Source organism: Aquirufa salirivi, assembly GCF_045310485.1.
Lineage (GTDB): Bacteria > Bacteroidota > Bacteroidia > Cytophagales > Spirosomataceae > Aquirufa > Aquirufa salirivi.
On the sequence record NZ_JBEWZH010000004.1, the window covers coordinates 279,626 to 304,684 of the forward strand.

The 25,059-nt window shown below is 37.7% G+C and carries 23 protein-coding genes; 4 read left to right on the forward strand and 19 right to left on the reverse strand.

Features of this window, described 5'->3' with window-relative positions; genetic code table 11:
- The first annotated feature begins 2 nt into the window (after positions 1 to 2).
- Positions 3 to 911: a PfkB family carbohydrate kinase gene (locus U0R11_RS07375; RefSeq protein ID WP_406750991.1), complete on the forward strand. Its 909-nt coding sequence runs from the start codon at positions 3 to 5 to the stop codon at positions 909 to 911.
- On the opposite strand, the gene U0R11_RS07380 is transcribed toward U0R11_RS07375, so the two are convergent.
- The 11 genes from U0R11_RS07380 to U0R11_RS07430 all read right to left on the reverse strand — a co-directional run bounded on the left by U0R11_RS07380 (position 908) and on the right by U0R11_RS07430 (position 14,458).
- Positions 908 to 2,176 carry a M16 family metallopeptidase gene (locus tag U0R11_RS07380; RefSeq protein ID WP_406750993.1) on the reverse strand — a complete coding sequence of 423 codons (1,269 nt, stop codon included), beginning with the start codon at positions 2,174 to 2,176 and terminating at the stop codon, positions 908 to 910. The two genes, U0R11_RS07375 and U0R11_RS07380, sit on opposite strands and share 4 nt — an antisense overlap.
- Positions 2,177 to 2,245: 69 nt before the next feature.
- Positions 2,246 to 3,427: a type IX secretion system outer membrane channel protein PorV gene (porV, locus tag U0R11_RS07385; protein ID WP_406750995.1), complete on the reverse strand. Its 1,182-nt coding sequence runs from the start codon at positions 3,425 to 3,427 to the stop codon at positions 2,246 to 2,248.
- A gap of 101 nt (positions 3,428 to 3,528) precedes the next feature.
- Positions 3,529 to 6,873 carry a type IX secretion system sortase PorU gene (porU, locus tag U0R11_RS07390; protein WP_406750997.1) on the reverse strand — a complete coding sequence of 1,115 codons (3,345 nt, stop codon included), beginning with the start codon at positions 6,871 to 6,873 and terminating at the stop codon, positions 3,529 to 3,531.
- Entirely contained in the window at positions 6,833 to 7,456 is a 624-nt protein-coding gene (locus U0R11_RS07395) for a SprT-like domain-containing protein (protein WP_406750999.1), read from the reverse strand. Before U0R11_RS07395 ends, porU begins: the two co-directional genes overlap by 41 nt.
- 63 nt (positions 7,457 to 7,519) lie before the next feature.
- Positions 7,520 to 7,693, reverse strand: coding sequence for a hypothetical protein (locus U0R11_RS07400; RefSeq protein WP_269004519.1), 174 nt, complete (start codon positions 7,691 to 7,693; stop codon positions 7,520 to 7,522).
- Between the two features lie 197 nt (positions 7,694 to 7,890).
- Positions 7,891 to 8,385, reverse strand: coding sequence for a GtrA family protein (locus U0R11_RS07405; protein WP_406751001.1), 495 nt, complete (start codon positions 8,383 to 8,385; stop codon positions 7,891 to 7,893).
- A gap of 12 nt (positions 8,386 to 8,397) precedes the next feature.
- On the reverse strand, positions 8,398 to 9,795 hold the full coding sequence (locus tag U0R11_RS07410) for an NADH-quinone oxidoreductase subunit N (RefSeq protein WP_406751003.1): 1,398 nt from the start codon (positions 9,793 to 9,795) through the stop codon (positions 8,398 to 8,400).
- A gap of 36 nt (positions 9,796 to 9,831) precedes the next feature.
- A complete protein-coding gene (locus U0R11_RS07415) occupies positions 9,832 to 11,280 on the reverse strand; it encodes a complex I subunit 4 family protein (protein ID WP_406751004.1) in 1,449 nt (482 codons plus the stop codon).
- 22 nt (positions 11,281 to 11,302) lie between these two features.
- The gene (gene nuoL / locus U0R11_RS07420) at positions 11,303 to 13,183 is read right to left on the reverse strand and encodes an NADH-quinone oxidoreductase subunit L (protein ID WP_406751006.1); all 1,881 of its coding nucleotides are present in this window, start codon (positions 13,181 to 13,183) and stop codon (positions 11,303 to 11,305) included.
- Positions 13,184 to 13,213: 30 nt separating this feature from the next.
- On the reverse strand, positions 13,214 to 13,543 hold the full coding sequence (gene nuoK / locus U0R11_RS07425; protein WP_109324234.1) for an NADH-quinone oxidoreductase subunit NuoK: 330 nt from the start codon (positions 13,541 to 13,543) through the stop codon (positions 13,214 to 13,216).
- A gap of 105 nt (positions 13,544 to 13,648) precedes the next feature.
- The gene (locus U0R11_RS07430) at positions 13,649 to 14,458 is read right to left on the reverse strand and encodes an exonuclease domain-containing protein (RefSeq protein WP_406751008.1); all 810 of its coding nucleotides are present in this window, start codon (positions 14,456 to 14,458) and stop codon (positions 13,649 to 13,651) included.
- A 53-nt stretch (positions 14,459 to 14,511) separates the two neighbouring features.
- On the opposite strand from U0R11_RS07430, the gene U0R11_RS07435 reads away from it, so the two are divergent.
- Positions 14,512 to 15,219, forward strand: coding sequence for a YjjG family noncanonical pyrimidine nucleotidase (locus U0R11_RS07435; RefSeq protein ID WP_406751010.1), 708 nt, complete (start codon positions 14,512 to 14,514; stop codon positions 15,217 to 15,219).
- A gap of 520 nt (positions 15,220 to 15,739) precedes the next feature.
- Here the strand turns inward: U0R11_RS07435 and U0R11_RS07440 are convergent.
- Genes U0R11_RS07440 through U0R11_RS07460 form a run of 5 tightly spaced genes read right to left on the reverse strand, consistent with a single transcriptional unit; the run spans position 15,740 to position 17,900 of the window.
- A complete protein-coding gene (locus U0R11_RS07440) occupies positions 15,740 to 15,829 on the reverse strand; it encodes a DUF5408 family protein (RefSeq protein WP_406751097.1) in 90 nt (29 codons plus the stop codon).
- Entirely contained in the window at positions 15,830 to 16,132 is a 303-nt protein-coding gene (locus U0R11_RS07445) for a (2Fe-2S) ferredoxin domain-containing protein (RefSeq protein ID WP_223144113.1), read from the reverse strand. It abuts the gene before it with no gap.
- Between the two features lie 5 nt (positions 16,133 to 16,137).
- Positions 16,138 to 16,899 (reverse strand): exodeoxyribonuclease III, encoded by a 762-nt coding sequence (locus U0R11_RS07450; protein ID WP_406751011.1) that lies wholly within the window; start codon positions 16,897 to 16,899, stop codon positions 16,138 to 16,140.
- Between the two features lie 4 nt (positions 16,900 to 16,903).
- The gene (locus U0R11_RS07455) at positions 16,904 to 17,269 is read right to left on the reverse strand and encodes a hypothetical protein (RefSeq protein WP_406751012.1); all 366 of its coding nucleotides are present in this window, start codon (positions 17,267 to 17,269) and stop codon (positions 16,904 to 16,906) included.
- 16 nt (positions 17,270 to 17,285) lie between these two features.
- Positions 17,286 to 17,900: a hypothetical protein gene (locus U0R11_RS07460; protein WP_406751014.1), complete on the reverse strand. Its 615-nt coding sequence runs from the start codon at positions 17,898 to 17,900 to the stop codon at positions 17,286 to 17,288.
- A 209-nt stretch (positions 17,901 to 18,109) separates the two neighbouring features.
- Here U0R11_RS07460 and U0R11_RS07465 point away from each other — a divergent pair, with 209 nt between their 5' ends.
- Positions 18,110 to 19,426: a 4-hydroxy-3-methylbut-2-enyl diphosphate reductase gene (locus U0R11_RS07465; protein WP_406751016.1), complete on the forward strand. Its 1,317-nt coding sequence runs from the start codon at positions 18,110 to 18,112 to the stop codon at positions 19,424 to 19,426.
- On the opposite strand, the gene U0R11_RS07470 is transcribed toward U0R11_RS07465, so the two are convergent.
- On the reverse strand, positions 19,423 to 20,313 hold the full coding sequence (locus U0R11_RS07470) for a fructosamine kinase family protein (protein ID WP_406751018.1): 891 nt from the start codon (positions 20,311 to 20,313) through the stop codon (positions 19,423 to 19,425). The genes U0R11_RS07465 and U0R11_RS07470 overlap by 4 nt on opposite strands.
- A gap of 131 nt (positions 20,314 to 20,444) precedes the next feature.
- Between U0R11_RS07470 and U0R11_RS07475 the strand changes: the two genes are divergently transcribed.
- Positions 20,445 to 23,738 carry a hypothetical protein gene (locus U0R11_RS07475; RefSeq protein ID WP_406751020.1) on the forward strand — a complete coding sequence of 1,098 codons (3,294 nt, stop codon included), beginning with the start codon at positions 20,445 to 20,447 and terminating at the stop codon, positions 23,736 to 23,738.
- Positions 23,739 to 23,853: 115 nt separating this feature from the next.
- Here the strand turns inward: U0R11_RS07475 and U0R11_RS07480 are convergent, their stop codons facing one another.
- Positions 23,854 to 24,363, reverse strand: a complete 510-nt coding sequence (locus U0R11_RS07480) for a DUF2480 family protein (protein WP_406751022.1) — start codon at positions 24,361 to 24,363, stop codon at positions 23,854 to 23,856.
- Positions 24,363 to 25,058: a tRNA (adenosine(37)-N6)-threonylcarbamoyltransferase complex dimerization subunit type 1 TsaB gene (tsaB, locus tag U0R11_RS07485; protein WP_406751024.1), complete on the reverse strand. Its 696-nt coding sequence runs from the start codon at positions 25,056 to 25,058 to the stop codon at positions 24,363 to 24,365. The genes U0R11_RS07480 and tsaB overlap by 1 nt, the downstream gene beginning before the upstream one ends.
- Position 25,059: the final 1 nt, after the last annotated feature.

Consider the following 25,059-nt stretch of genomic DNA (forward strand, 5'->3'; position numbering starts at 1 on the left):
AAATGAGCTTATTATCAATTGGAACAGTGGCTTTTGATGCCCTAGAAACCCCTTACGGGAAAACAGATAAAATTATTGGTGGATCTTGTACCTATATTAGTTTGTCTGCGGCATTTTTCTTGCCTAAAGTGAATGTAGTTGCCGTAGTGGGTGATGATTTCCCCAAAGAGTACATGGAAACCTTAGAAGAGAAAGGAATCGATTTGACCGGTTTACAAATTAAAGAAGGGGAAAAGACTTTCTTTTGGGCGGGGAAGTATCATAATAACATGAATACGCGAGATACATTGGTGACTGATCTAAATGTATTAGCTAATTTTCAGCCAACGATTCCTGCTGAATACCAAGATTGTGACTATTTAATGTTGGGTAACCTGACCCCTCAGGTGCAAATCGATGCGATTCAAGGTTTAAGCAAGCGTCCTAAATTGATCGTGATGGATACGATGAATTTCTGGATGAATGTGGCCATGGATGATTTGAAACGGGTATTGAAAATGGTGGATGTATTATGCATCAATGATGAAGAGGCACGTCAGTTATCGGAGCAATATTCGTTGAGAATAGCAGCTAAAATGATCATGGCCATGGGCCCTAAAACCTTGATTATCAAAAAAGGGGAACATGGCGCATTGTTGTTCCAAGAGGATAAGATGTTTTACTGCCCAGCTTTGCCTTTGGAAGAAGTTTTTGATCCAACAGGAGCTGGAGATACCTTTGTAGGTGGATTTATCGGGTATTTAGCTCAAAAAGATGATGTATCTTTTGAAAGCATGCGCCAAGCCATTGTCTATGGCTCAGCTATGGCTTCCTTCTGTGTCGAGAAATTTGGTACAGAACGTTTGTTTGAGATTAGTCCTGCCGACTTAGAGTCTCGAGTGAATGAGTTTAGAGAATTAGCTAGATTTTAAGCTCCAACCATCACCACATGTATTTCATCCAGGTTCAAGTACTGATTCGCTATGTCGCGCAGTTCTTGAGCTTGGCATTGGATAACTTGGCTTTGAAATTGATCGTAGAAGTCAGGCGCTAAGTTTTCAAGCTGAATGACTTTGATTTTTTCAGCGATATCAAAGGCCTGAGTGAGTTCACCTGTAAAGCTCCCCATCAAATAGTTTTTGACTAATTCTAATTCTTCTTCGGGAACCAATTCAGTTTGTAAAATTCGAATCTCTTTCTTAATTTCTTCTAAGGTTTGTGCACTATTTTCCCCGTTGACATCGGTACCTGTAACCCAATAAGCGGACTCTTGTAACGGAACTATGGAAGAAGATATACCATAGGTAAAGCCCTTATCCTCACGAATGTTATTTTGGAGTCTAGAACCAAAATAGCCACCTAAAATGGTGTTCAAAATACTGAATTTAAAATAATCTGGATGATTTCTTCCAATGGCTAATTTGCCTGCACGGATGGAAGTTTGTAATGCCCCCTCTCGGCGTTCATGTTCGATTTGAGCTGATTGGGGCTTTATTGGGGGTGTATTATCTGGCCAAGTTTTCTCAAAGCTTAAATGGCCAATAAAGCGGTCAAGCAACTGCAATTCTTGGTCAGAAACTTTACCAGAAAGGAAAATAATTGGTTTGACATTTGCCCAAGTAGATGTGTAGAAATCAAATAAATCATTTCGACTTAAGTCCAATAAACTTTCGGGTGTGGAGTGGCGGCCATACACATGATTTCCGAAAATTTGACCACGGAACAATTGGCTTGCTGCAAAAGAAGTCTTTTGCCAGTTTAGCTTGTTTTTTTGTATTTCAATAGCGATTTCTTTCTCGTATTCCTCTTGACTAAAAGTAGCTTCTTTCAGCATATCTGCTACCCATGGAATAAGTGCTTCAAAGTGCTTATTTAAACCATATACCGAAAAGTTCGCATGATCAAGATTGGCTTGAATATCCCAAAATGCGCCTAAAAAGTCAAAGGCCTCATGAATTACTTGTGCCGAGTGAGATTGAGTGCCCCTTCTCATGAGGTTCGCCACCATATTCGCCAAGCCAGCTTTAGCTCCCGATTTAGCACCTGCAGGGCTTATAATTTCCAGTTTAAAAACGGGTTGCTCACCAAGATTGATGGAATATACAGGAATTCCATTGCTTAGATGAAATACACCTACGCTAGGAAATTTCACTAGTTCAATGGGATAAGCAGCAGGAGGAGTGGAGCGGTCTAGCATGAGTTATTTGGGTAAAAAACAAATGACATTCCGAGGAATGTCATTTGAAATCAAAACATGTATGTTAGCTTATTTTTTAGAAGCACCGTTATTGATAGCAGCTAATAAAGACACACGAAGTGTATTAGCTAATGGGCTACCAGAACCTGTTGGAACTAAGTAAGCAAAATCAAATCCGTATTTTTGGTCTAATTTAAAACCTACACCGAAAGTGAAATATTTACGATTACCTTTCATTTCGCTTTCATTGAAATAACCTGTTCTTAAAGCGAATGAATTGTTGAATAAGTATTCAGCACCAATAGAAGTAGTGACTTCTTTTAACTCTTCACCAAATCCGTCTGGAGCATCAAACAAAGAACTAAAGATACCACCGATAGCCGTAGCATCGTTTGGATCATTTCCAACCTTAGCACCATTGGCATCGATTGAATATGGAGTCGGAACCATTAACTTGTTGAAATCTAAGGTAAAAGTTAAACGATTTCCTTCTGAAATGTCTTTCGTTGTAGCAACACCAAAACGAAGGTTTGTAGGAATGAAGTTTTTATCTACACCACCGTAAGAAACTTTACCTGAGATATTAGATAAAACTAAACCGTAAGTATATTTCCATTCTTTCGCAGAAACGCTATTCCAATACAATGCTACGTCAGCAGCTACTGTTTGTGCTGGCTTCATCGCCACACCTGAACCATTAGTTCCTGTATAGTTTCCTAATAAATTGGAATTGATGTATTTTAAATTAACACCTAAAGATAATGTGTTGGATAATTTACGTGCGTGTGTAGCGGTAATGGCATATTCTTTTGAATTGAAATTGCCTGCACTTTGTCCTGTTGAAGTAGTTGCTTGGAATAATCCTTGATCAAAATAGTTAATTGAGAATCCAAATGCTTGATCTTTACTTGTCTTTTTGTATCCAGCTATATTATAAAGAGCCATATCATTTACCAAGTTTCTCAACCAAGGGGTATAAGATATAGAGAATCCTAAGTCCTTCTCAGCAGTGGCTAATTTAGCAGGATTCCAATATATGGCGTTTACATCCGATGAAATAGCGACACCAGCATCTCCCATACCAGCCGAACGTGCATCTGGAGCAACATTCAAGAATAACATGGTTGGTGTAGGAATTCTTCCTGAATTAATTTGACCAGAAACTAATGCTTGTCCAAACGCATAAGAACTAATCAAACCTGCTACCAAGGTTAATAATGCTTTTGGGAATAATGAATTGTTTGTCGTCATTGTTTAAAAAAATTAGAGAGTCTATTCAGCATAAAGCGAAGTCCAAAAATAGGCATTTTTACGCTAATTGTTGTTTTATAAGCTAAAATATTTGTCAAAATTTATTTTAAGGTAGCTATTTTGCCCTTGTACTTACGGAAACCTGAGCCACTTATATCTTTGATTTCAAGCATATAATAAGCCCCAATTCCCATATTTCTTATCTCAGCGTCATGGAATACGAAAGAAAGATCCATGTATTCCGTTCCACCTCCCTGTAAATTTCCCATTTTTTCTACAATTGTTTGACCCAAAAGGTTGATAATTTTGAAATTATACATGTAATCCGACCAGAATATATCTTGCCAAAGGCGAATGTTCACCTGATCGTAGAATGGATTTGGATAAACTAGGCAAAAACTAGCAGTAAGATTCTCTTGCGAAACTCGAAAACGAAACGTTGACTCGCTCATGTTATTGTTTACATCAAAACATTTTACCTCAATTTTGTATTCTCCAGGAAGTAAATTCTGAAGGGGATATAACACTGTACCTTTGATGGATGAACCTGGTCTGGGTTTAAAATAGTCCAAAAGAGGCACTTTTAGGGTGTCATTTACCAATAAGTAACTGATCTCCCCATTGATTTTTTGCCACAAAAAACCCACATTATCTTCTAATTGAATTTCTACTTGGGGTTTTGAGCTAGTAGCCCATATATTGGGCTCGTTGGCCAAGCCAATTTGAATACTAGGTCCTTGCGTATCTACCATTGGTTGATTGCTGACTTTGAGATACACGCTTTTAGCCCCAGCCCATACCTTTCCAGCTTTATCTTTACCTAGTACTTTTAAGGTATTGTCACGTAAATTATTTGAAGTTTGAGGTATACTTTTTGGAGAGAAAGAGAGCTTTCCATCAGTAATTTTACTGGAAATCTTCCAAAATAGTTCTCCATCAGTTTCGTAAGCATAAACCGGCGATTTAGTTCCTAGGGTTTTTTGAGCAAGCTTTGGACCGATTAAATGCAGTTCCACTTCCTCTACATTGGCAGGTATTGGCAAGGTGACAAGAGTTTCAGATCCTGCCAAGAGTGTATCTATTGGTAGGCTGATGGACTGATAGCTCCAAGGTAATGCGAGGGAGGGATCTCCTAGTAAACTGATATTTCGATTGATAACTCCAGCATGACTTTGGTTTTTGGTATCTCGAAACAAATCCCCCATTCGATAATTGCTATCATGGATATGAGCTTGAATAAGTCGATAAAATGCTTGACCAAAGACATAATTACTACTTTGAAAAACAGGTCTAGTCGTACTAATCAAGCCAATTGCCCCACCTTGATTTGATATTAGGCTTAATTCGGCACCTGATAATACATTGGGGTCATCAAATCTTCCAAATTGACATGTGGCAGTCAGTACCCAGGGAAGATGTTGAGCATTAATCATTTTTTGAATATCCTCCGTTGTCCAAATTTTTTCATCTGCCCAAACCGTTTCTGCCCCATGACCAATATAATGGATGAAATCCCCTTGTTTTTCCCAAGCCTTTTTCACACGTAATTTAGTGGCGGACGATGTATATACTCCATTATTTATTAGCATGGGATATTGATCTAAGTAAATCTTTTGCTTCGGGAAAATGGGATTACTTTTGGCTAAACTTGAAGAAAAATCTTCTGCATCCTGAATATGAATATTGGAATCACCATCATCAGCAATCCAGGCAAATTGGAAAAAGGAAACTCCGGCAGATTTTTGTTTTTCACTGTAGTCCATGAGTTTGTTAACCAAAACCATAGCTTCTTGAGGATTTCTGGCTGGTAATCTACCCACCCCAATAGAAAGACTTTCATTGATAGCAAAATCTCCTTCTGTCCATTCTCCTTGTCCGGGAGCCAGCAACCCGTAATAGTCGTCCGAGGCATAGCTCAGTAAGGGGTGGAATGATTCTCTACTTTCATACGTAGGAATATAACTCGCTTTTTCTGAGGCAGTGGCAACTGAATTTTTGTTTTTATAATCGACGGAAGCATCCCCTAAAAGTATGGCATACTTTAAAAGAGCGTCAGGTCTATTTTTTTGATCAAACAAATAATCGCGAATGGCCGATACATCTTGTTTTCCACCGGAGTATTCATGGTAAATTAAATCACTTGTAATGACGGTGGTTTTGATGTTGGCCTTGGTGTTTTTGTATTCAGCAAGTTTTTCTGCGGCAGCTCGTAAAGCTGGACTTGTTACTATGATCAGTTCACTGGCTGGACCTTGCTTAATATCTTGATTTTCAATATGCTGAATAAAAGTTGGGGTATTTAGTTTACTAGGATCAAATAATAACATTTGACTTCCCGGTTTCGAAGTTATTTTCCCTTTGGCAATTGAATTATTTAAACTAAGCCAGTCTTGTTCCCCGTTTTTAAACCATATTTGATGTTGTTTGCTTAGATTTTGAATGGAAATGGTAAAGGTGGAATCCAGTATGTTGGTGAAGTAGTACAAAGGATTTTCATTGGCAGCATTTAACAATCTGGGATAATTCAGGGAAAGGCTATTGAGATATCCCGTACCTACAGAATTGATGTAATTAATTTTCCAAGACCATTGGTTATTTTTAATGGTCGGAATAAGCCAAACGGAGAATTCATTGGTTTGGATTTTTTGATCATATCGATCTCCAGAAATACTTCCTAAGGTCCAAGGGGATAGTGTATTATTTTCTATTGTAAACGCAAAAGAACCTTCCTTTACCGAGCTTGAGGCTAATTGTCCGAACAGCTGAGCAGCTTTTCCTTCTTTATAATCCTTGATTGGATATTGAATAATTTTTTCATTATTCCCATAAAAAGCATCTCCGAGCCATTGTCTTCCAGATTGGATTGCATTTGTTAAATCAGGTTGATAGTGAAAGTGAGACCAGGCATAATCGATACTGGGTTCTTGGCCTGTTTCCCAATTATTTTGTTTGATTCTGTTGCTTTGTGAATTATCCCAACGAATAAAATAAAAGGCAGAGTCACTGTATGGGTGGATATTTGTTTTCCATTTCTTCTGTTCTTTATCCCAATTAGTCACATGTGAGGACTCAGCGAAAAAGCAAATTTGTTCATTCTCATCCCAAATTCCATTTTCTTCTCCCAGGAATAAGCTGGTAACAGGAACTAAGTCACTTGTTCTCGGACTAGTATTCAGTTGGGGCAATACACCTCGTTGACCTTGGTAGACAACTACTTTTTGCGGATTGATGCGGCTAGGATCTATCTTATTTTTACGGAGCCATTCTTTATTTATTTGATAGACGCCAGTTTGGTTTATGGCAATTTTTGTCCAAGTTCCTTCTGATAAGACGGAATGAGTTTGTGATAAACCAATGAAGGGAATGAATAAAATATGAATGAAACCCAAGAAAAAAAGTCCAGGATTAATCGGTGGATTGGTTTTCCAATAAGCTAACTTGGGCATTTTTGGCTACTAAATAGAGTTTTCCGCTAATCTGTTCTTTGCAAATGTAACGTGTTCTTCGAAGTTTCCCTTTGACGAGGCGGAGGTTTTTTAGAAAAAACAATTGATTCTCTGCTAATTCATGTAAACTAATCAGGGGTGTTTTTGGATCAAATGTTTTTAAAACTTCCACTAAGGGAGTATACATGGATGAAGAAGCCGTTGGGTTTTTCAGGTAGGATTGGAGTACTGTAACAAATGGCTCTGGGAGTAAATCAGGATCAAGGATCGGTTCAAACAAGTTGTAAAATTCCTGTTTCCATTCCTTACCATGAGGAGAGACTTTATTTTTAAAAGCTAAATAGGTAGTTAAATGTGCTACTTCATGAATGTAAGTAACCAAAAAAGCATAAGGATTCAGGTTGTGATTGACTGTAATCTGATGTCCTTTTTTGGGAGAAAAACGGTAGTCGCCTAATTTGGAACCCCGTTCTTTACTGACTATAAAGTCAAAGGAGTAATCTTGCCAAAGCTGAAAACAGTACTCAGCTACGCTGGCGGGGAAATGATCGAAAAAGGATTGGATTCTTTTGCTTTTGACCATTGGGTAAAGGGCATAAAAAAAGTCCTTCGCAAGCGAAGGACCTTTCTCTCTTTTGCTTTGAAATTATTTCGCAGCAGCAGTGTCAGCAGCAGCAGTGTCAGCAGCAGCAGTATCAACAGCAGCAGCAGCAGCAGTATCAACAGCTACAGTGTCAGCAGCAGCTTCAGTTTTTTTCTCACCACAAGATGCCAAAGTTACCATTGCAGCAACGAAAGCTAGAGCGAATACTTTTTTCATTTTTTTGATATTTAAGGTTTGAGCTACAAAACTAATGGAATGATTTGTATCTACCAATTATTTTGACAAAAATTTTAAGAAATTTTTAAGTATTGGGATACAAATATTTAAAAATGACCATTTAAATCCCATTAGGCCTATTTTTGAATCTTAAGAATATTAAGTAAATCTTAAGTATTTATAAGAATGGAATGAATTTAGCGAATTAAATCCTTGAAACGGTCGTAAAAACCGCTGCTTTTGAAGGTGAAAGATTTGTGTAAAACATAGTTTGATACAAAACTAAAACCCATCCCATTGATGGTAGTCAGTACTTGAGTCAGGTTGATTTTTTTGACAGAATAGGGAATTTGCCAGTAAAAATCACGCATGATTATATTCAATCCACGGTAAGGTATCACACTAAAAAACCACGTGACAAATCCTGAAAAAGAGGCTACCATCAAAAATTTGATCATTTCTCTTCTGGTTTGCTGAGACTGCCGAGCATTGAAGGCGAACAATTTGGTTAAAATAAAACCGACAACCAGAGAGATGTAATAAGCAGGTAAAATGGACTCTTCGTAGGAAACTTCAAACCAATCTTTAATAAGTCCTCCTGATACCAATTGAACAACAGCCCCTGTTCCTGCTATGAGGAAATAGGCGAATAGGTCTTTTTTATTAAATAGTTTAGAGTTCGATTTGCTCAAAATGGCGAAAGATTAGAATACACTTTTTACTAAGCTAGGGTAAACACCTAAGATGATGGTACCCAACGTACAAGCCCAAAGTGCCATTTTGAATAGTGCAGGTATTTCTATTTTTTCGATCTCGCCAGCTTTTAAGTAGACAGCGATAATGCCTTTGAAATAATAGTAAATACCTACAGCTGACATAAAGATGGCCAAAATAACGGGGTAGATGATATTTCTACTAAAGGTATCTGAGAAGATAAAAAACTTACCCCAGAAACCAGCCGTTAATGGAATACCTGCCAATGAAAGCATGGAAATCGTGAAACAAAATGCTAAACCAGGGTTGTTTTTAGCTAAACCCTCAAATGAACTGAAGTTTTCTGGTTTTTCTACTCGCGCACTTTGATATTCTGAAACTAAAATTAGTACGGCGAATGCCACTACTGTGGCAAGGGTGTAGGATAGTGAGTAATAAAGGATACTAGAAGTGGTACTAATTTGCTTGGAACTAACGGTTAACAATAGATATCCTGCATGAGAAATACTTGAAAAGGCAAGCATTCTTTTGACACTTTGCTGGTAAACAGCTGAGATATTTCCTACGACAAGTGTTAACATACTGATGAAATAAACAGGTAGGACCCAAACGGTATATAGACTTCCAAATATGCCAGAAACTAAATGGAATAGGGCAGCAAAGCTAGCCGTCTTCACAATCGTTGACATAAACATGGTAAAGATGGTCGGAGCTCCTTCATATACATCGGGAGTCCAAAAATGGAATGGTGCAGCAGATACTTTGAATAATAATCCAACGATGACTAATAGCACACCAATAAATAAGAAACTAGGAATAGATTCAGGAGCGGTACTAGTTAGAATGGTTCCGATGTTAGAAATGTAGAAAGATCGGGTGGCGCCATAAACCAAGGTAATTCCAAAAAGTAAGAAGCCCGTGGTAAATGATCCCATCAGGAAGTACTTAATAGCAGCTTCATTAGATCTAAGATTTCTTTTATCACTACCCGTCAAAACATACATGGCTACTGACAAGATTTCTAATCCCACAAATAAAACAATCATGTGATCAAATGAAACCATCAAAATTGCTCCTACCAATGAAAATAGCATGATGGCATAATATTCTGCCGGATGGGTGTGCTCATCATCTTGGCCAAATGCTTTGGAAAATGCCACGACAAAAAAGGCCGCTAATTGTAAGATGAGGCTAAAATTAATGGAGGTATTGGTAGTACGGAACATATTTCCAAACCACAATAATTCATGATTCCAGTCGGAAACGGTCAAAGCCATGGACACCACTAAAAACAATAGGGTGATCAATTGTATTGTTTTTCTTGGGAACCAAAATCCTAAGAATAAATTACTAATGCCAAAAAGAGATAAAGCAATGATAGCCGTCATAATTGTATGCGATGCTGTTTATATATTTTGTGGTTTCTATTTTAACAAAGAAACCAAAGCCTGAACACCAGGTTCAGTGAAATTTAAAATCCATGTAGGGTAAATGCCACCCATAATAACTAAAGTGCAAAGTGGAATTAAAACCCATTTCTCGGCTGCACTTAAGTCTTCAAAGTCTTTGGTGATACGAGAAAAGTTGCCAAACATTGTTTTTTGAATCAGACGTAAAGTATATACAGCTCCTAAAATAATGGTGATACCTGCCACTATACCTAAAATCATGTCATGGTCAAACACACTTTTTAATAGTAAAAACTCACCGATGAATCCATTGGTCAAAGGCAAGGCTACTGAACCTAAACTTAAAATGACAAAAGCTACGGTTAACACGTAGGAGTATTGAGTAATACCCCCCAACTGAGCTATTTCTCGCGATTTTGTTCTTCTTTCCATGATTTCAATAATGAAGAACAAGCCTACTATATTGATACCATGAGATAGCATTTGATATAAAGCTCCTTGGATACCTTCTAAGCTTTGGCTTAGAATACCTGCTGACATCAATCCAACGTGCGCAAAAGATGAATAGGCTAATAAGCGTTTTGCATCTTTTTGTTGAATGGCAATAATAGAACCGTAAATGATTCCTATAACCGATAAAATGATCGCCGTATTTCCCCAAGTAATGATTCCTAAAGGGAACATGGGTAATACCAAACGGATCAGTCCATAAGTACCCATTTTCAACATAATCCCGGAAAGAAGCATCGTGGCTTGGGTTGGAGCTACCGTGTAGGTATCTGGCTGCCAAGTGTGGAAAGGGAATATGGGCATCTTGATAGCAAAAGCAATAAAAAAGGCTAAGAATAAATTCCCTTGAATATGTTCTGGCAACATGGTTGCCGTTTGGTATAGGGTTTCTATATCCGATGAATGACTTCCTGGAGTAACTAAATACACATAAATTAAACCAATCAATAAGAATAAAGAACCAAATAAGGTATAAACAAAGAATTTGAACGTAATCGCATTTTTGTTTTCTCCTCCATAAATAGCTGCTAAGAAATAAATGGGCAGTAAAGAAGCTTCAAAGAAAAAGTAGAATAAGAAGGCATCTTTAGCAAGAAATGCTCCCATTAAGGCTGTTTGCATAGCGAGCATTAAACCTTGGTATTGGGAATTGTTGGCTTTATCCGAATTAGCGGTAGTAGCCACAATGAATGGAACCATCAAGGCACATAGCGCTATTAGAATGCCATTTACCCCATCTACCCAAAGAGAAAATGAAATACCTGCCTCTTCAATCCATGGTTTGGTGAATACTAAACCATTTTCAGCAGCAGCGGCATCTTTTAATACCAATATGGTAGCAACTAATTCAATGATGGACGCTATCAAAGAGATAGCAAAGGCCTGTTTAGGCTTTGCAACCAAAAGAATGGCGCCTATAACAAGTGGGAAAAAGAGTATAAATAGTAAAGACATACCTTATTATTTCAAAGATGAATTATAAAATTCGTGAACGAAGTGTTAAAACTAAGATAAGCGCAATAGAAACGACCATCATAAAAATATAGTAACCTACATTTCCAGTTTGAGCTTTTCTAATTTCATCTGATGCCGTTTTAACTGTTTTTCCAACACCTTCCACGATTAAGTCAATCACCAAGAAATCAATCACCTGTGCAAAGAAAGTGGATAAGACTTGAATCGGACGAACAAATACGAAATCGTATAATTCATCAATATAGAACTTACGATAAATGAATTTTTGAATGCCTTGAATGGACTCATCATTTCCAGGAACCGCTTTTTGAATTCCAAAATAATAGATAGCAAAAATAGCAGGTAAGAATGCCGCTAATAAAGGAGCACCCATTTCTAAGCTGAAGAAAGAAATTTCTCCAGCTGTGTGTGGCTCTGGTAAGATAGGGGCTAACCAATGTGCTAGGAACTCATGACCACCTGCAAAATGAGGTAGATTAATGAAACCTCCTCCCACAGAGAATACCGCTAAGATGATCAAAGGGATCGTCATGCTCCAAGGAGATTCATGTAAATGATGAGCTTGCTTTTCTGTTCCTCTAAAATCACCCCAAAATGTTAGAATGAATACGCGGAACATATAAAAGGAAGTCAAGGCTGAGCCTAAAATCGCTAAACACCACATAGCAAAGTCATGATGATATAAAGCGGCTAATATTTCATCCTTAGAAAAGAATCCAGCAAATGGAGGAATACCAGATATGGCAATAGTACCTAATAAGAAAGTCAAATAGGTAATGGGCATTTTACTTTTTAATCCTCCCATTTTACGAATGTCTTGTTCATCCGACATGGCATGGATAACCGAACCCGCACCTAAGAACAACAAAGCTTTAAAAAAAGCGTGAGTCATTACATGGAAAAATGAAGCGGTATAAGCAGATGCTCCTAGACCCATGAACATATATCCCAATTGAGAAACGGTTGAGTAAGCCAATACTTTTTTAATATCATTTTGGAAAAGACCTATGGCGGCACCCAATAAGGCAGTTGCCAAACCTATCCAACCTACGAAATGCAATACTTCCGGACTTAATTCAAATAAGGCATTGGCGCGAATAACCATGTAAATACCAGCCGTAACCATAGTAGCAGCGTGTATCAAAGCAGAAACCGGTGTTGGACCCGCCATGGCGTCTGGTAACCAAGTAAATAAAGGTATTTGGGCAGATTTACCCATGGCACCAATGAATAGACAGAATGCGATTAGGCCAATATTTCCTACTTCAGTGCCGTCTTTAATCGTTGAAAAAATCGTTTGATAATCCGTAGTTCCAAATTCTTGAATCAATAAGAAAATACCGACTAAGAAACCCAAATCTCCAATACGGTTCATGATGAAAGCCTTTCTGGCAGCATCCCCATAACTGTTTTTCTGATTCCAAAATCCGATTAATAAATATGAACATAAACCAACCCCTTCCCATCCGATGAATAAGACGGTGAAGTTAGCTCCTAAAACCAAGATCAACATAAAGAAGATAAACAGGTTTAAGAAGGAGAAAAACTTGCCAAACCCTGCATCATGAGCCATGTAGCCCATGGAATACAAGTGAATTAAGGTACCTACTCCCGTGATAACCAAAAGCATCATGATCGACAAGGCATCTATCTGGAATGCAAAAGGAATGCTTAGATCTGCCACTTTGATCCAATCCGCTAATTGAATGATGTGGGTCTGGCCGTCAAAATTTAAAAATAGTTGAAGGGAGATCACAAAGGCTACCAAGGGAGGGATGGTTCCCACGATTCCAGCGATTGATTTCGATAATTTCGGATAAGCCAAACCATTGATGGCAAAACCAATCAGTGGTAAAAGAGGAATTAATAGAAGTAATGACATAGTCGAATATGCGATGAAATTGTGCTGAAATTAATTTTTTAACTTATTAAGCACACCAATATCGATGCTTTGAATGTTACGATAAATCATAACGATAATCGCCAATCCCACAGCCACTTCGGCAGCAGCTACGGCCATAATAAAAAAGACAAATATTTGTCCAGATGGATCTGAGTAATAAGAAGAAAATGCCGCTAGCAATAAATTTACCGCGTTAAGCATCAATTCGATAGCCATAAAAACAATGATGGCATTTCGACGAGTAAGTACACCCAAGATTCCAATACAAAACAACGCTGAGCTCAGCATGATGTAATTGGTCAGTGGAATGGTACGTATTATTTCTGGTATGGATTGCATGGTAAAAATGTAAAGGTCAATGAATCAAATGGCCTATTCAAACGAATGCTTTTATGCGGGGCAAAAATAGGAAATAAACTGACAAAATAGAAATTATCTAGGGGGCTAACGCTGAAATCCTTTTAATTTAATTTCCGTCAATTTTCGTTTGGTGTCCATCGGGAAATCCCCTTTCATGATCCAATCGTAATAGGAAGGATCTGATTTTAACACTTCAGCGATTGGTCTTCCGATGTGTTTGCCGAAATTGAATACCGCTACTTGATCTTTATTATATACCATTCGGTTGGCAAAATCAATGGAATTGGAAGCACTTAATTGATGTAAAACTGCCACATCATTCTGAATAGGGAAATATTCGTTTCCTTCTGCATCCTTCATGGTCGTGTTTTCATAATGCTTTACTTGGGCATTTAATACTTCCAAGGTGGCTAAAACATCCGCTTCTGCGCCGTGAGCACCAATCAGGTCTTTTTGGCAATAAAACTTGTATGCTGCAGTTAAATTACGGGGCTCCATCATGTGGAATATCCGCTGAGCATCCACCAATCGTCTATTTTTTGTGTCAAAATCAACATCACTTCGAAGGAACTCCTCCACCAACATAGGTACATCGAAGCGGTTGGAATTAAATCCCGCTAAATCGCATCCCTCTAAAAATTGTGCCATGGACTTAGCAATTTGCTTGAAATTGGGCTCATCCTTAACGTCTTCATCATAAATTCCATGGACCAATGATGCTTCTAGCGGAATTGGAATCCCAGGATTTACTCGACGAGTTTTGATGTCAATTGTGCCATCAATGTTTGCTTTGGCTATGGAAATCTCCACGATTCGATCTTTTTGTACCTGTATTCCGGTTGTTTCTAAATCAAAGAAGGCAAGCGGTTTGGTTAATTTCAGTTGATGCTCCATAGTATATTGCTCATAAAGGCTTCGCAAAGGTAAATGATTATTACCTTTGTTGGATGATATTTCAGCCTAAAGCTATTTTTTTTGATTGGGACCATACCTTATGGGACCATGACCGTAATTCCCAAGAAGTCATACTGGAACTAGTGGAAGAATTTGGCTTAGACAAACAAAGTCCGCTACCGGTCTCCTCTATTTGGGATACCTACCAGCAAATCAATACCGCATTATGGGATGATTATCAAATGGGTTTAATATCCCAAAGTGAATTGCGCGAATCGCGTTTTTTGCGTTTTTTTCAAGCCATTCAAGTACAAGGGCCTGCTGATACATTCTCAGAACAATTTCTTTTCAGAACACCCCGTAAAACCCATTTGATGGAGGGCGCTCAAGATTTGTTAGAAGCTCTTTCACCACATTACCCTCTCTATATTTTAACCAATGGCTTTGAGGATATACAGCATATTAAAGTGGCCTCTTCTGGACTAGGCCATCATTTTAAGGAATTGATTACTTCGCAAGGTGTTGGGGCAAAAAAACCTGAAATTGCCTTTTTTGAACATGCACTCCAACGTGCAAATTGCCAAGCTCACGAAGCTTTGATGGTAGGAGATAATTGGCATGCGGATATTCATGGAGCCAATCAAGCAGGGATTCCTGCCATACATTATAATTTATCGGAAATATCAGAAGCAACTTGGCAAATTTCGGATCTAACACATGTGAAAAATCACTTGAAAATTTATTCAAACAAAGATAATTGATTATCGTTAGCCTTACGGTCAAATATCTTTTTATCCCGAATGAATTTTTTGTTTTCTTCTAAAAAAGAAATGAATCTTTCTATTTGTTGATATAAAGGATTGAAATCCACAGATTGTAAGTGGTAGGATTCTACATATACGTCCTTAAAATCGGTGATGACATAATCCAATTGCTCAATACCGTATTTCTGAAGACCTAGTAAATAAAGGTTTTGATGGTTTTTGGCAAAACGACCTGGTTCATAAAAAGAGGTGCTTTTTAAATCAAATGCCGTCTTATCTCCCACGCCGTCTACATAGCCGTAAATCATGGCATTTTTATAGCGGGACTCTAAATAAAACTGGGTTTTATATTTGCTAGGTAACAATTCCCTGGCTTTATCAATGACCCCATCTTGGAATAAGTCTTCCCCTTCACCCAGAGTTACTGCTCGTTCAAAATCTACTCCCTTTTTTTGTGCTACCGTAGTGGGTTTTTTAACTCGATTGATGCGCTCAATCATTTCAATTTCATCGACAATTATTTTGCCGTTTCCATCACGTGATTGATTAAGATATAAAGCGTAAGAATTGAGTAGGGTAGGGTATAAACGATACAACATAGTGCAATTTATCCAATTTCAAGTCGAGATACAATCTCGTTTCCAATTAAGTGTTTTTCTGTAATTTCAGCGACATCTTCTAATTGAACATTGCCATAAAATACTCCCTCTGGATAAACGACCATGCTCGGCCCTTTACCGCAGAAATCTAAACAACCAGCTTTTTGTATTCTGATTTTTTGATCACTTCCTGTTTCTGCCCATTTTGCTTTGAAGGCTTCTACTAATGCCATACCATGCTCAGATCCGCAGCATTTTTTAGGAGCAGGCTTATCATTGGTACAAATAAATACGTGTTTTTCGTAATGCATGGGTCTTAATTAAGGTGTATGACCACGGGACAGTGGTCGGAATGCTTGACTTCGGGTAAAATTTGGGCATGAGCAATTCGATCACGTAAGGAATCGCTAACCAGATGATAATCAATGCGCCAACCTAAATTCTTCCCTCTAGCACCAGCCCGATAACTCCACCAGCTGTAATGATGAGGTTCAGAATTGATATGTCGGAATGAATCCACAAATCCCGAATTAATAAAATTTTCCATCCATTCCCTTTCTTCTGGTAAAAATCCAGAGCTGTTTGCATTGGATTTCGGGTTGTGAATGTCGATGGCTTTGTGACAGATATTATAATCCCCAGAAATGATTAAATGGGGAATTTCATTTTTTAATTGATCAATGTATTGATGGAAATCAGCAAGCCAAATCATTTTAAATCCTTGTCTTTCATCACCACTAGAGCCTGATGGCATATAAACACTCATCACGGAAAAGTCTTCAAAATCCGCTCGGATGACGCGTCCTTCTACATCATATTTTTCGATGCCACATCCAATTGAGACTGACTTTGGCGTAATTTTAGAAAAAATAGCCACTCCAGAATAACCTTTCTTTTGGGCAGAATGCCAATATACTTGATAGCCTAAAGCTTCAATGGCTGAAGTATCCACTTGGTCTTTGTCTGCTTTTAATTCTTGCAAACAAAGCACATCAGGATTTTCGTCCTTCAACCATTCAATGAATCCTTTTTGAATGGCGGCTCTTATTCCGTTAACGTTGTATGAAATAATTTTCATAAACTTAGGCTTGTTCTGGGCTAAATACTTCTGATTTGAAATACTGAATGATATGGGCTTTTATGAGAATCTCCTGTTCCTTAAGTGGTATTTGAGGTACGGCCTGAACTAAATTCCAATGTGGCCATCCTTCTGAATCTAAGCCTTCTAAAGCGTAAAATCCACTAAAGCTCAGTACTTTACAAGTTGCAATGTGCATTAAATCTTGTTTTTGCTCCTTACTAAAAGTAACATGACCTTTCCCCAATTCTTGTACACCAATCAAAAAAAGAACGGAGTCAACATCAGCAGGTCTTTTATTGAATTGAGTTTCAAGGAAATCAAGTACTTGATTCCATTCTGGTATAACTATGCTAGGTTCAAAATCCATGGGTAAGCAAGAGCATTTAGTTCTGCAAAGCTACTTTGAATTTGGCAGATTCAAGCACGGCTTGTTGACCTTTTGGATTATTGGCGATGAGAATTAATTCGCCTTCGACAAAATTCGATGTAATTTTTGTGATATTGACACGGCCTACACCGTTCTTAACTCCTTCTTTATTTGGCAAACTTGATTCGAAGAAATTATTTTTATCTTGGTAATTATCTAGATTTTTAATCAAATTTCCAATGTTGGAAATTTCCCCGTCTCCAGGTATGAAATAAGTGCCTGGTCCTTTGATTTTATAAATCTTCAAATAAACAGATTCAAGGTTTTTTTCCTGTGTACAAGTTAGGGTTAGTACAGGATTCCCCATTTCATTTTTTACTTGAGCATCAATATTCTTGGTTTCGATTCGGTGATAATTTTCTTCATCAAAAACGATTTTGCCAGCAAAAAAACCTGGCTCCGTTGGTTTCTCAGAAAATGAAGATTGATAACTAAACATGAACACAATAATTCCTAAACCCGCATATAAGATGTTTATAGGGTATTTTACGAATGAAATAAAGAAAACGCCAATGGGGTTTTTATCAATATTCTGCCAAAATCGGACTTTCGATGAAGTAGATTTGTTCATACTTTTTTTGGCTTAACAGGTAGAAACCGGAATGCTGAGAAGAAAATCAATTACAAAAATATTATAACTATACTGATTTGCCAAGATTTCCTCAATTTTTTAACGCGGGATTTATTAAGTGGTTATTTTTTTAATAGTGAATGGAATTGTAAATCAATTGGTAAATTTGAAAACTGTTAATCAAATTATTAGTTATAAAGGTTGTGTAAATGAAAGAGGGTATTGATCAAACTATTTTAAAGTATCGGTTCTCTCATGGTAGAACTGAAAAAAGAAATTTTAAAAAAATGAAATCTTTTTCTATTCCTTCCTTGTTTAAAAGCGAATTGATTAGCCGAGTCAAGGAAGTACGTCGTTTAGGAGATAAGCTCAAAAAGAATTTCAAACCCTCTGTATTTGATTTTGGGTCAGTGGAAATATTGCTTTCTCGTCATTTTGGCTTTTGCTATGGGGTGGAAAATGCGGTAGAAACAGCCTATAAAATTATTGAGGACAATCCTCAAAAGCGGATTTTTCTTCTTTCAGAAATGATTCATAATCCTGCCGTGAACGCAGATTTGTTAGATTTAGGGGTAAAGTTTGTTCAAGATACCTATGGTAATCAATTGGTTGCTTGGGATACTTTGACTAAAGAAGATATAGTCATTATTCCGGCTTTTGGAACTACACTTGAAGTTCATGCCATTTTGGATAAAATCGGTATCGATTTATATGCTTATGATACTACTTGTCCTTTTGTTGAAAAAGTATGGAATAGGGCCAATCAAATTGGGCAGAATAAATATACAGTTGTGGTGCACGGAAAACCCAGTCATGAGGAGACTAAGGCTACTTTTTCCCACTCTCAAGTGGTTACTCCTACCTTGATTGTTAAGGACTTAGAGCAAGCTAAACGATTAGCATATTACATCCGAAAAGAGAAAACCTCTCAAGAATTTTATGAGGAATTTGAAGGTCAATTTTCTCAAGGTTTTGATCCAGAAAAAGATTTAGAGAGAATAGGTGTCGTGAACCAAACGACTATGTTGGCGATTGATACCCAGGAAATAGTGGAATATTTGAAAGCTGAAATTGTCCGTTTCTATCAATTAGAGCCAAATCAAATTACAGCCCATTTTGCCGATACCCGTGATACGTTATGTTATGCTACCAATGATAACCAAAGTGCTACCTATGGCTTAATTGCTGAGGAAGCGGATTTTGCCATCATTGCTGGAGGGTATAATTCATCGAATACTTCTCATTTGGTCGATTTGTGTCAGGAAAAACTACCTGCTTATTTTATTAAGTCGGCTGAAAAATTGATTTCAGAAAAAGAAATTCTTCATTTTGATAATAAAAACAAAGAAGAAGTTACCATAAATGGTTACATACCTCAAAAGCCTAAAGTGCGCATCTTATTGACGTGTGGAGCATCCTGTCCAGATGCGGTTATTGAAGAAATTCTTCGAAAATTAGTATCTTTTTTCCCAGATGCCAAAGATGTAGAAAAGGTAGTAGAGAGCTGGACTTTAGCTCAGGCTTAAGTTAAATAGGTATCTAATATCTTATTTACTGCCGGTAGGTAGCCCTCTCCGAACAAATTGACATGTACCATTAATGGGTATAAATTGTAGAGAGGAATCCGCTCATGGAATCCTTTTAAAATCGGGAAGGACTCATGATAAGCTTCATAGAATTCTTTTTCAAAACCTCCAAACATGGTGGTGAAAGCTATTTCCGCTTCTCTCAAACCAAAATAACAGGATGGATCCACCAAGCTTACTAAACCATGTTGATTGACCATGGCATTTCCTGACCATAAATCCCCATGAATTAAAGCAGATTGCTCATTGGGAATGATGGATGGGATTTTATCGTAAAGTTTTTCAAATGCCTCATTCGTTATGCCATCAATTTTTCTGTGGTATAAGGCGGTATCTACTTGATACTTTAATCGGTTTTGAATGAAAAAATCCACTCCTTGCAAGTTCCATGTATTAACCTGTTTCGCTGCACCTATGAAATTGTCATAGTCTAAGCCATGCCCTTGAGAAGTTGTCGTTTGATGTAAATGGGCCAATTTTATACCAAAATCACTCCAGTAATTTTCTTTTTTTTCAGCAGATGGAATACACTCCATCACCAAGTATTCCTTTTCATCCAATTGTCCTACTCCCAATACCTGAGGAACTGGAATGGTATTGGTGGAGGCTATCAAAGCCAAATTTTTCGATTCTGCTTGGAATAAGCCTTGGTGATCACCTTGATTCCATTTGATGAAATATTCTCCTTTTGTTAACTTAACACGAACAGCTAAATTAAAATTTCCTCCATAAAAAAATTGAAAGTCCTCAATGATACCAATTTCGCCTAAATTTTGGCGAAGTATACTTTCAATAAATTGATACTGTTCTTGTGATTGTTGCGACATGCTGGAGTCAATATTCTTCAAAAATACCAAAATAGAAACTCATGGGCAATTTTATTTTGGCCCTTTCATGAATGGTATGCGTTTGAAAATTCGTATTTTCAAGTTCTGACTTGTTCTGATTAGCAAAACCCGTGTACAATCCGCTTCAAAACCAATTACGAAACTACCATCAACAGCTTTCTCGAAAAGAGTTGTGGAAATCCTTGATACATGCTGCTATCTGGATTTTAAGTGTAGCATTTTTCTTGATTTTATTGGAATACCTAGCTTGGTTTTCATCAGCCATTCGTGGAATATTTTTATACGCATTTTTTATAAGTTCAATTGGAATTCTGTTATTCTTTGTTCGAGGGCCAATCTGGGATTTAATGCGTCCTTTGGGTCAAGAAGATTATTATCGATTGGCCATTAATTTAGGGAAATATTTGCCTTTAGAACATGCAGATGCGTTAATTAATGTACTTCAATTACAAAGTCAAGCACCTGATTATTCTTTAGAACTTTGGCAGGCTGCCATTGAAGAAAAGCAATCCTTTTTGAAGCAATATCATTGGGAGGATTTTATTCAGTTAAGGGAATTGAAGAAACCTTTTTTATTGTTCCTTGCACTTTTTGCCGTATTGGGAATCGGCCAGTTGACCTTCCCCAATCTTTTCCGTAAGCCGAGTTTACGTATTTGGAATTATTCATTTCATTACCCTAAGGAATTACCTTTTGAATTTGTTGTTTTAAATAAACCCTTTCAAGCTGTTGCAGGAGAAAACACCGAATTTTTACTTGAGCTAAGGGGTAAAAATTTACCTAGTGAAGTGGTTTTACATTGGGATGGGGAGCGTATACCATTAAATCCCACAGAAAAGACCAATCAATTTCGGGGATTAATTCCAGCGATTCAAGTGGAGAAATGGCTGCAATTTGAGGCAGGGGGATATTTTTCAGAACCGCAGCTTTTACCCGTAGTGCGAAGGCCTGGCTTGAAGGAAATGACGATTCAGTTGATTTATCCTAGTTACTTAAAAAAACCAAGCGAGACTATACATCAAGCGATTCCATTGAAAGTTCCTGAAGGAACTATTGTTCGTTGGGAAATGACTTCATCTGGTGCTGAAGAATTGGGTATTCAGTTTCAAAACAAATCATCAGTTGAATGGGCAAGCCCCAATTTGTTAAGAACGAAGTATCAATTGACTAAAACTATCAGCCAAAATAGCGGATATCAAGTTATTGCAAAAAATGCGCAGATGCCTGTTCAAAAAAGTGTCATACAACCCATTGAGGTTATTTTGGACCAAAGGCCGAGTTTGCAAACTCAGTGGTTGGAGGATACGCTATATTATCGATTTAGGGTATTAAATGCCTTGATAGAGGATGATTATGCTTTAGGTCAAATGCGCTTATCCTATCAAATTAAGCGGAAAGATGTCAAGGGCTTTTCAGTCAAAAAAATCCAGGTAATTCCAATACAGGCTGGTGTGAAGCGCATGGAAGTGGAGTTTATCTGGCGCGTCGATTCATTGGCATTACATCCGGGAGATCAAATTCATTATCGAGTGGAGGTTTCCGATCAAGATGGTTTGCATGGCCCTAAGTGGACACAGTCTAGACTTCAAATTTGGGAGTATCCTGAGCGCCAAAGCTTAGAAAAGAAGATGGATCAACAAGTAGATCAGGCTGAAAAACAAGTATTGAATTCTCTTCAAAAGGCTCAAAATATGAAGCAAGAGATCAATGAATTGACCAAGCGAGTTCAGCTTGGGAAGGAAGTTGACTTGAAAGCTTTACAAGAAGTATTGGATAAAGAAGCTGCATTAAAAAAGACGATTGAAGAGCTAAAAAAGATGCAAGAACAATGGATGGGTCAGCAAATGAGCTTCCAGCAAGTGGATCCAACTTGGATGAAGAAGATGGAAAATTTGCAGAAAATGATTTCTCAGCTTTGGGATCCTGACATGGAGAAACGACGCGATGCGCTGTTGAAAAATTGGGAAAAGGAGTCGGCCACTTTATGGCAAAAACACTTGGATCAAATGCGGAATCAAGGGAAGAATATGGAGCGGGAATTAGAGAGGCTACAGCAGTTTTATCAAGAGTTGAAAGTAGAAAAAATGCTAGATGAATCCATTTCTCGTTGGAAGGAATTGGCCAAAAAGCAAGAGGAGTTGAGTGAAAAGAACAACGGGAAAAATGAACAAGAGTTAGCTAAGCAACAAGAAGCCCTGAACAAAGAAGTGGAAGAGGAAAGGAAAAAGTTGGATGAGATTGCTCAAGAGAAAAAGGAGATTCCAGGTGAGCAGGATTTGGATAAAGAAGAGAAATTGCAAGAGGAGATGGAGGAGAATTTGGATAATGCCCAAGAAAATTTACAAAATAAGCAGTCGAAACAAGCCGAAACCAATCAAAAGAAAGCCGCTGAAAAAATGAAAAAATTGGCTAAAAAATTGGAAGAGCAGCAGGAGCAGCAGGAATCTACCGAAGTGGCTTTGAATTTAGCTCAATTGCGCTTGTTGATGGAAGATTTGTTGCAATTGTCTTTTGATCAAGAACGCATTATGAAAGCGTATAAAAAGATTCCTGCAGGAGATGTGGCCGTTCGTCAAATCGCTCAAGAGCAAAATAAGTTGGGAGAGATGGCTACTATTTTGGAAGATAGTTTAATTTCCTTGGGAAAAAAATTGATGCCACTGTCTCAGACCATCACTAAGGAAACGGCTAATATGAAGCAAAGGATGCAGGAAGCGTCCCGTATGATGAAGGAGCGTAAATGGGATTTTGTGCCGGTAAGGCAACAAGAGGCCATGGCTGCGACGAACCAATTGGCTGTGTTGTTGTCGGATTTATTACGGCAAGTGCAGGATCAAGCAGCACAAGCCAAATCTGGAAAGAAAGGCAAGTCGAAAGGAAACTCAAAAGGGAATTGGGGGAAAAGACAGCAGCAATTGAATCAAAAAGCCAGAAAAATGGGGTCCCAGCCTATGATGATTACCAATGAAGAATTGATAAAAATGGCAGAAGAACAAGCGCAGATTCGTCAGGAAATGGAGCAAAAAATGAATGAGTTACAAGGCCAACCTGGTAGTCAAGGTTTACAGAAATCCTTATCAGACTTAATTAAGGATATGGATAAAAATGAGTCGGATATTGTGAATAAGCGCTTGAATAATTCGTTACAACAGCGTCAAGATCAAATGCTCCCACGTTTGATGGAAGCGGAAAAGGCATTAAAAGAACAGGGGGAAGACCCGAAACGAGAATCAAAAACAGCCTTACAAAAGTGGAAAGAAAACCCTCCTCCCAACTTAGCACCTTTCCTTAAAAGACAAAAAGATAATCGAGATTTATTCCAAAATGTTCCAGTAGATCTTTTACCTTATTATCAACAAAAAGTGATGCAGTATATGGATAAGATTAAGCAGAAATTGAAATAAAATTTCCTAACGCTGGCAAGGTTCCAAACCTTGACAGCGTTGTCAAAACGAATGAAATTTTACACTTATTGTCCAATAAGTTGATATTAAAAGTCAGGAAAGAAGAAGGCTTTTTTTACGATTTCCTTTTAAATAAAGGAACGGTACTACAAGGCTCACCAAAGAACAAACTCTTTACTATAGGCTGAAGTTTTTGTGCAATTTGTACGTAGGCATCGGTAGGAACCGACTCTTTCGAACAGCCTTTTATTACTACTCTAGCCCCTACTAGATCTTGAGTGTCCAATTCATCGATCCTTTGTTTAAACAGCGTTTTTTCCAAATCATCCAAGGTCCCGAAAACTATAGTTTTTGCATATGGACTTAATTGAATACTTAAAAGCATAAAAGCCCAAGTTGGTATAATCGCATCATTGCTACATCCCACCGCTACATGCTTACCTTGATAATTTGCCCAATCATGTTCTGCAAGGAAATTTCGAAAGTCTTTTTCTTTTAAAACTAGTTCCATGAATAACTGGGGTTTAATGTCCAAAAAGATTCGCTCCCCTGGGATTCGCATTTCTTCCAAATCCAATTGAATTAAACCACTTTGTTTTACTCGATTGACGATTTCTTCTTCCATTACAATGATTTATTTTTAGGCTGAGTTCCCATGAATTCTTTCAAATAATCCGGTTCTAGGCTAACCAAATCTTGGAAGTTTTTGTTCAAATATTCATCATAGGCTAAAGCACCCATGAATTGAGCTTCAGGAAATAATGGACTCTTAACAAATTGAATATCAGGATGCTGGCAAGTATTTTGCCATTTTTCAGCACCATTGCCAAAGGCCAGCAATGTTGTTCCTTGTAAATCAGCAAAGGAATTTTCATCTAAAATGACAGCTTTTGAGGCTTGAATCTCTTGCAAATCTTCCATTTCATAACAAGCCGCATAAACTTCCATTCTTCGCGCATCTAACATAGGAAGTAATCGGACTTGAGAAAATTCTTGTTGGCTTTGTCGAAAACCTTGGGCTAATATTTTTAAAGTAGGTAGTGCTATTAATGGAATGTCCAATCCAAAACATAATCCTTTTGCTGTGGCTAAACCAATTCGTAGTCCAGTATATGAGCCTGGTCCCATGGAAACAGCGATAGCTTCTATTTGAGATAAATTCAATCCATTTTCTTGTAATAGCGAATCGATTAAAACAGTGACTTGTTTTGAATGTCCCCCTTCTTCGACAATTAATTTTTGAGCAATTAATTCTCCGTTTTGATGTATCGCGACGGAACAAGTTGGGGTAGAAGTTTCTATACTAAGAATCAAATTCATG

What these genes read in the sequence shown, in the direction of transcription:
- U0R11_RS07375 (WP_406750991.1), top strand. Translation starts at nt 3, where the DNA reads ATGAGCTTATTATCAATTGGAACAGTGGCTTTTGATGCCCTAGAAACC.
- U0R11_RS07380 (WP_406750993.1), bottom strand. Translation starts at nt 2,176, where the DNA reads ATGCTAGACCGCTCCACTCCTCCTGCTGCTTATCCCATTGAACTAGTG.
- porV (WP_406750995.1), bottom strand. Translation starts at nt 3,427, where the DNA reads ATGACGACAAACAATTCATTATTCCCAAAAGCATTATTAACCTTGGTA.
- porU (WP_406750997.1), bottom strand. Translation starts at nt 6,873, where the DNA reads ATGCCCAAGTTAGCTTATTGGAAAACCAATCCACCGATTAATCCTGGA.
- U0R11_RS07395 (WP_406750999.1), bottom strand. Translation starts at nt 7,456, where the DNA reads ATGGTCAAAAGCAAAAGAATCCAATCCTTTTTCGATCATTTCCCCGCC.
- U0R11_RS07400 (WP_269004519.1), bottom strand. Translation starts at nt 7,693, where the DNA reads ATGAAAAAAGTATTCGCTCTAGCTTTCGTTGCTGCAATGGTAACTTTG.
- U0R11_RS07410 (WP_406751003.1), bottom strand. Translation starts at nt 9,795, where the DNA reads ATGACGGCTATCATTGCTTTATCTCTTTTTGGCATTAGTAATTTATTC.
- U0R11_RS07415 (WP_406751004.1), bottom strand. Translation starts at nt 11,280, where the DNA reads ATGTCTTTACTATTTATACTCTTTTTCCCACTTGTTATAGGCGCCATT.
- nuoL (WP_406751006.1), bottom strand. Translation starts at nt 13,183, where the DNA reads ATGTCATTACTTCTATTAATTCCTCTTTTACCACTGATTGGTTTTGCC.
- nuoK (WP_109324234.1), bottom strand. Translation starts at nt 13,543, where the DNA reads ATGCAATCCATACCAGAAATAATACGTACCATTCCACTGACCAATTAC.
- U0R11_RS07430 (WP_406751008.1), bottom strand. Translation starts at nt 14,458, where the DNA reads ATGGAGCATCAACTGAAATTAACCAAACCGCTTGCCTTCTTTGATTTA.
- U0R11_RS07435 (WP_406751010.1), top strand. Translation starts at nt 14,512, where the DNA reads ATGATATTTCAGCCTAAAGCTATTTTTTTTGATTGGGACCATACCTTA.
- U0R11_RS07445 (WP_223144113.1), bottom strand. Translation starts at nt 16,132, where the DNA reads ATGCATTACGAAAAACACGTATTTATTTGTACCAATGATAAGCCTGCT.
- U0R11_RS07450 (WP_406751011.1), bottom strand. Translation starts at nt 16,899, where the DNA reads ATGAAAATTATTTCATACAACGTTAACGGAATAAGAGCCGCCATTCAA.
- U0R11_RS07455 (WP_406751012.1), bottom strand. Translation starts at nt 17,269, where the DNA reads ATGGATTTTGAACCTAGCATAGTTATACCAGAATGGAATCAAGTACTT.
- U0R11_RS07460 (WP_406751014.1), bottom strand. Translation starts at nt 17,900, where the DNA reads ATGAACAAATCTACTTCATCGAAAGTCCGATTTTGGCAGAATATTGAT.
- U0R11_RS07465 (WP_406751016.1), top strand. Translation starts at nt 18,110, where the DNA reads ATGAAAGAGGGTATTGATCAAACTATTTTAAAGTATCGGTTCTCTCAT.
- U0R11_RS07470 (WP_406751018.1), bottom strand. Translation starts at nt 20,313, where the DNA reads ATGTCGCAACAATCACAAGAACAGTATCAATTTATTGAAAGTATACTT.
- U0R11_RS07480 (WP_406751022.1), bottom strand. Translation starts at nt 24,363, where the DNA reads ATGGAAGAAGAAATCGTCAATCGAGTAAAACAAAGTGGTTTAATTCAA.
- tsaB (WP_406751024.1), bottom strand. Translation starts at nt 25,058, where the DNA reads ATGAATTTGATTCTTAGTATAGAAACTTCTACCCCAACTTGTTCCGTC.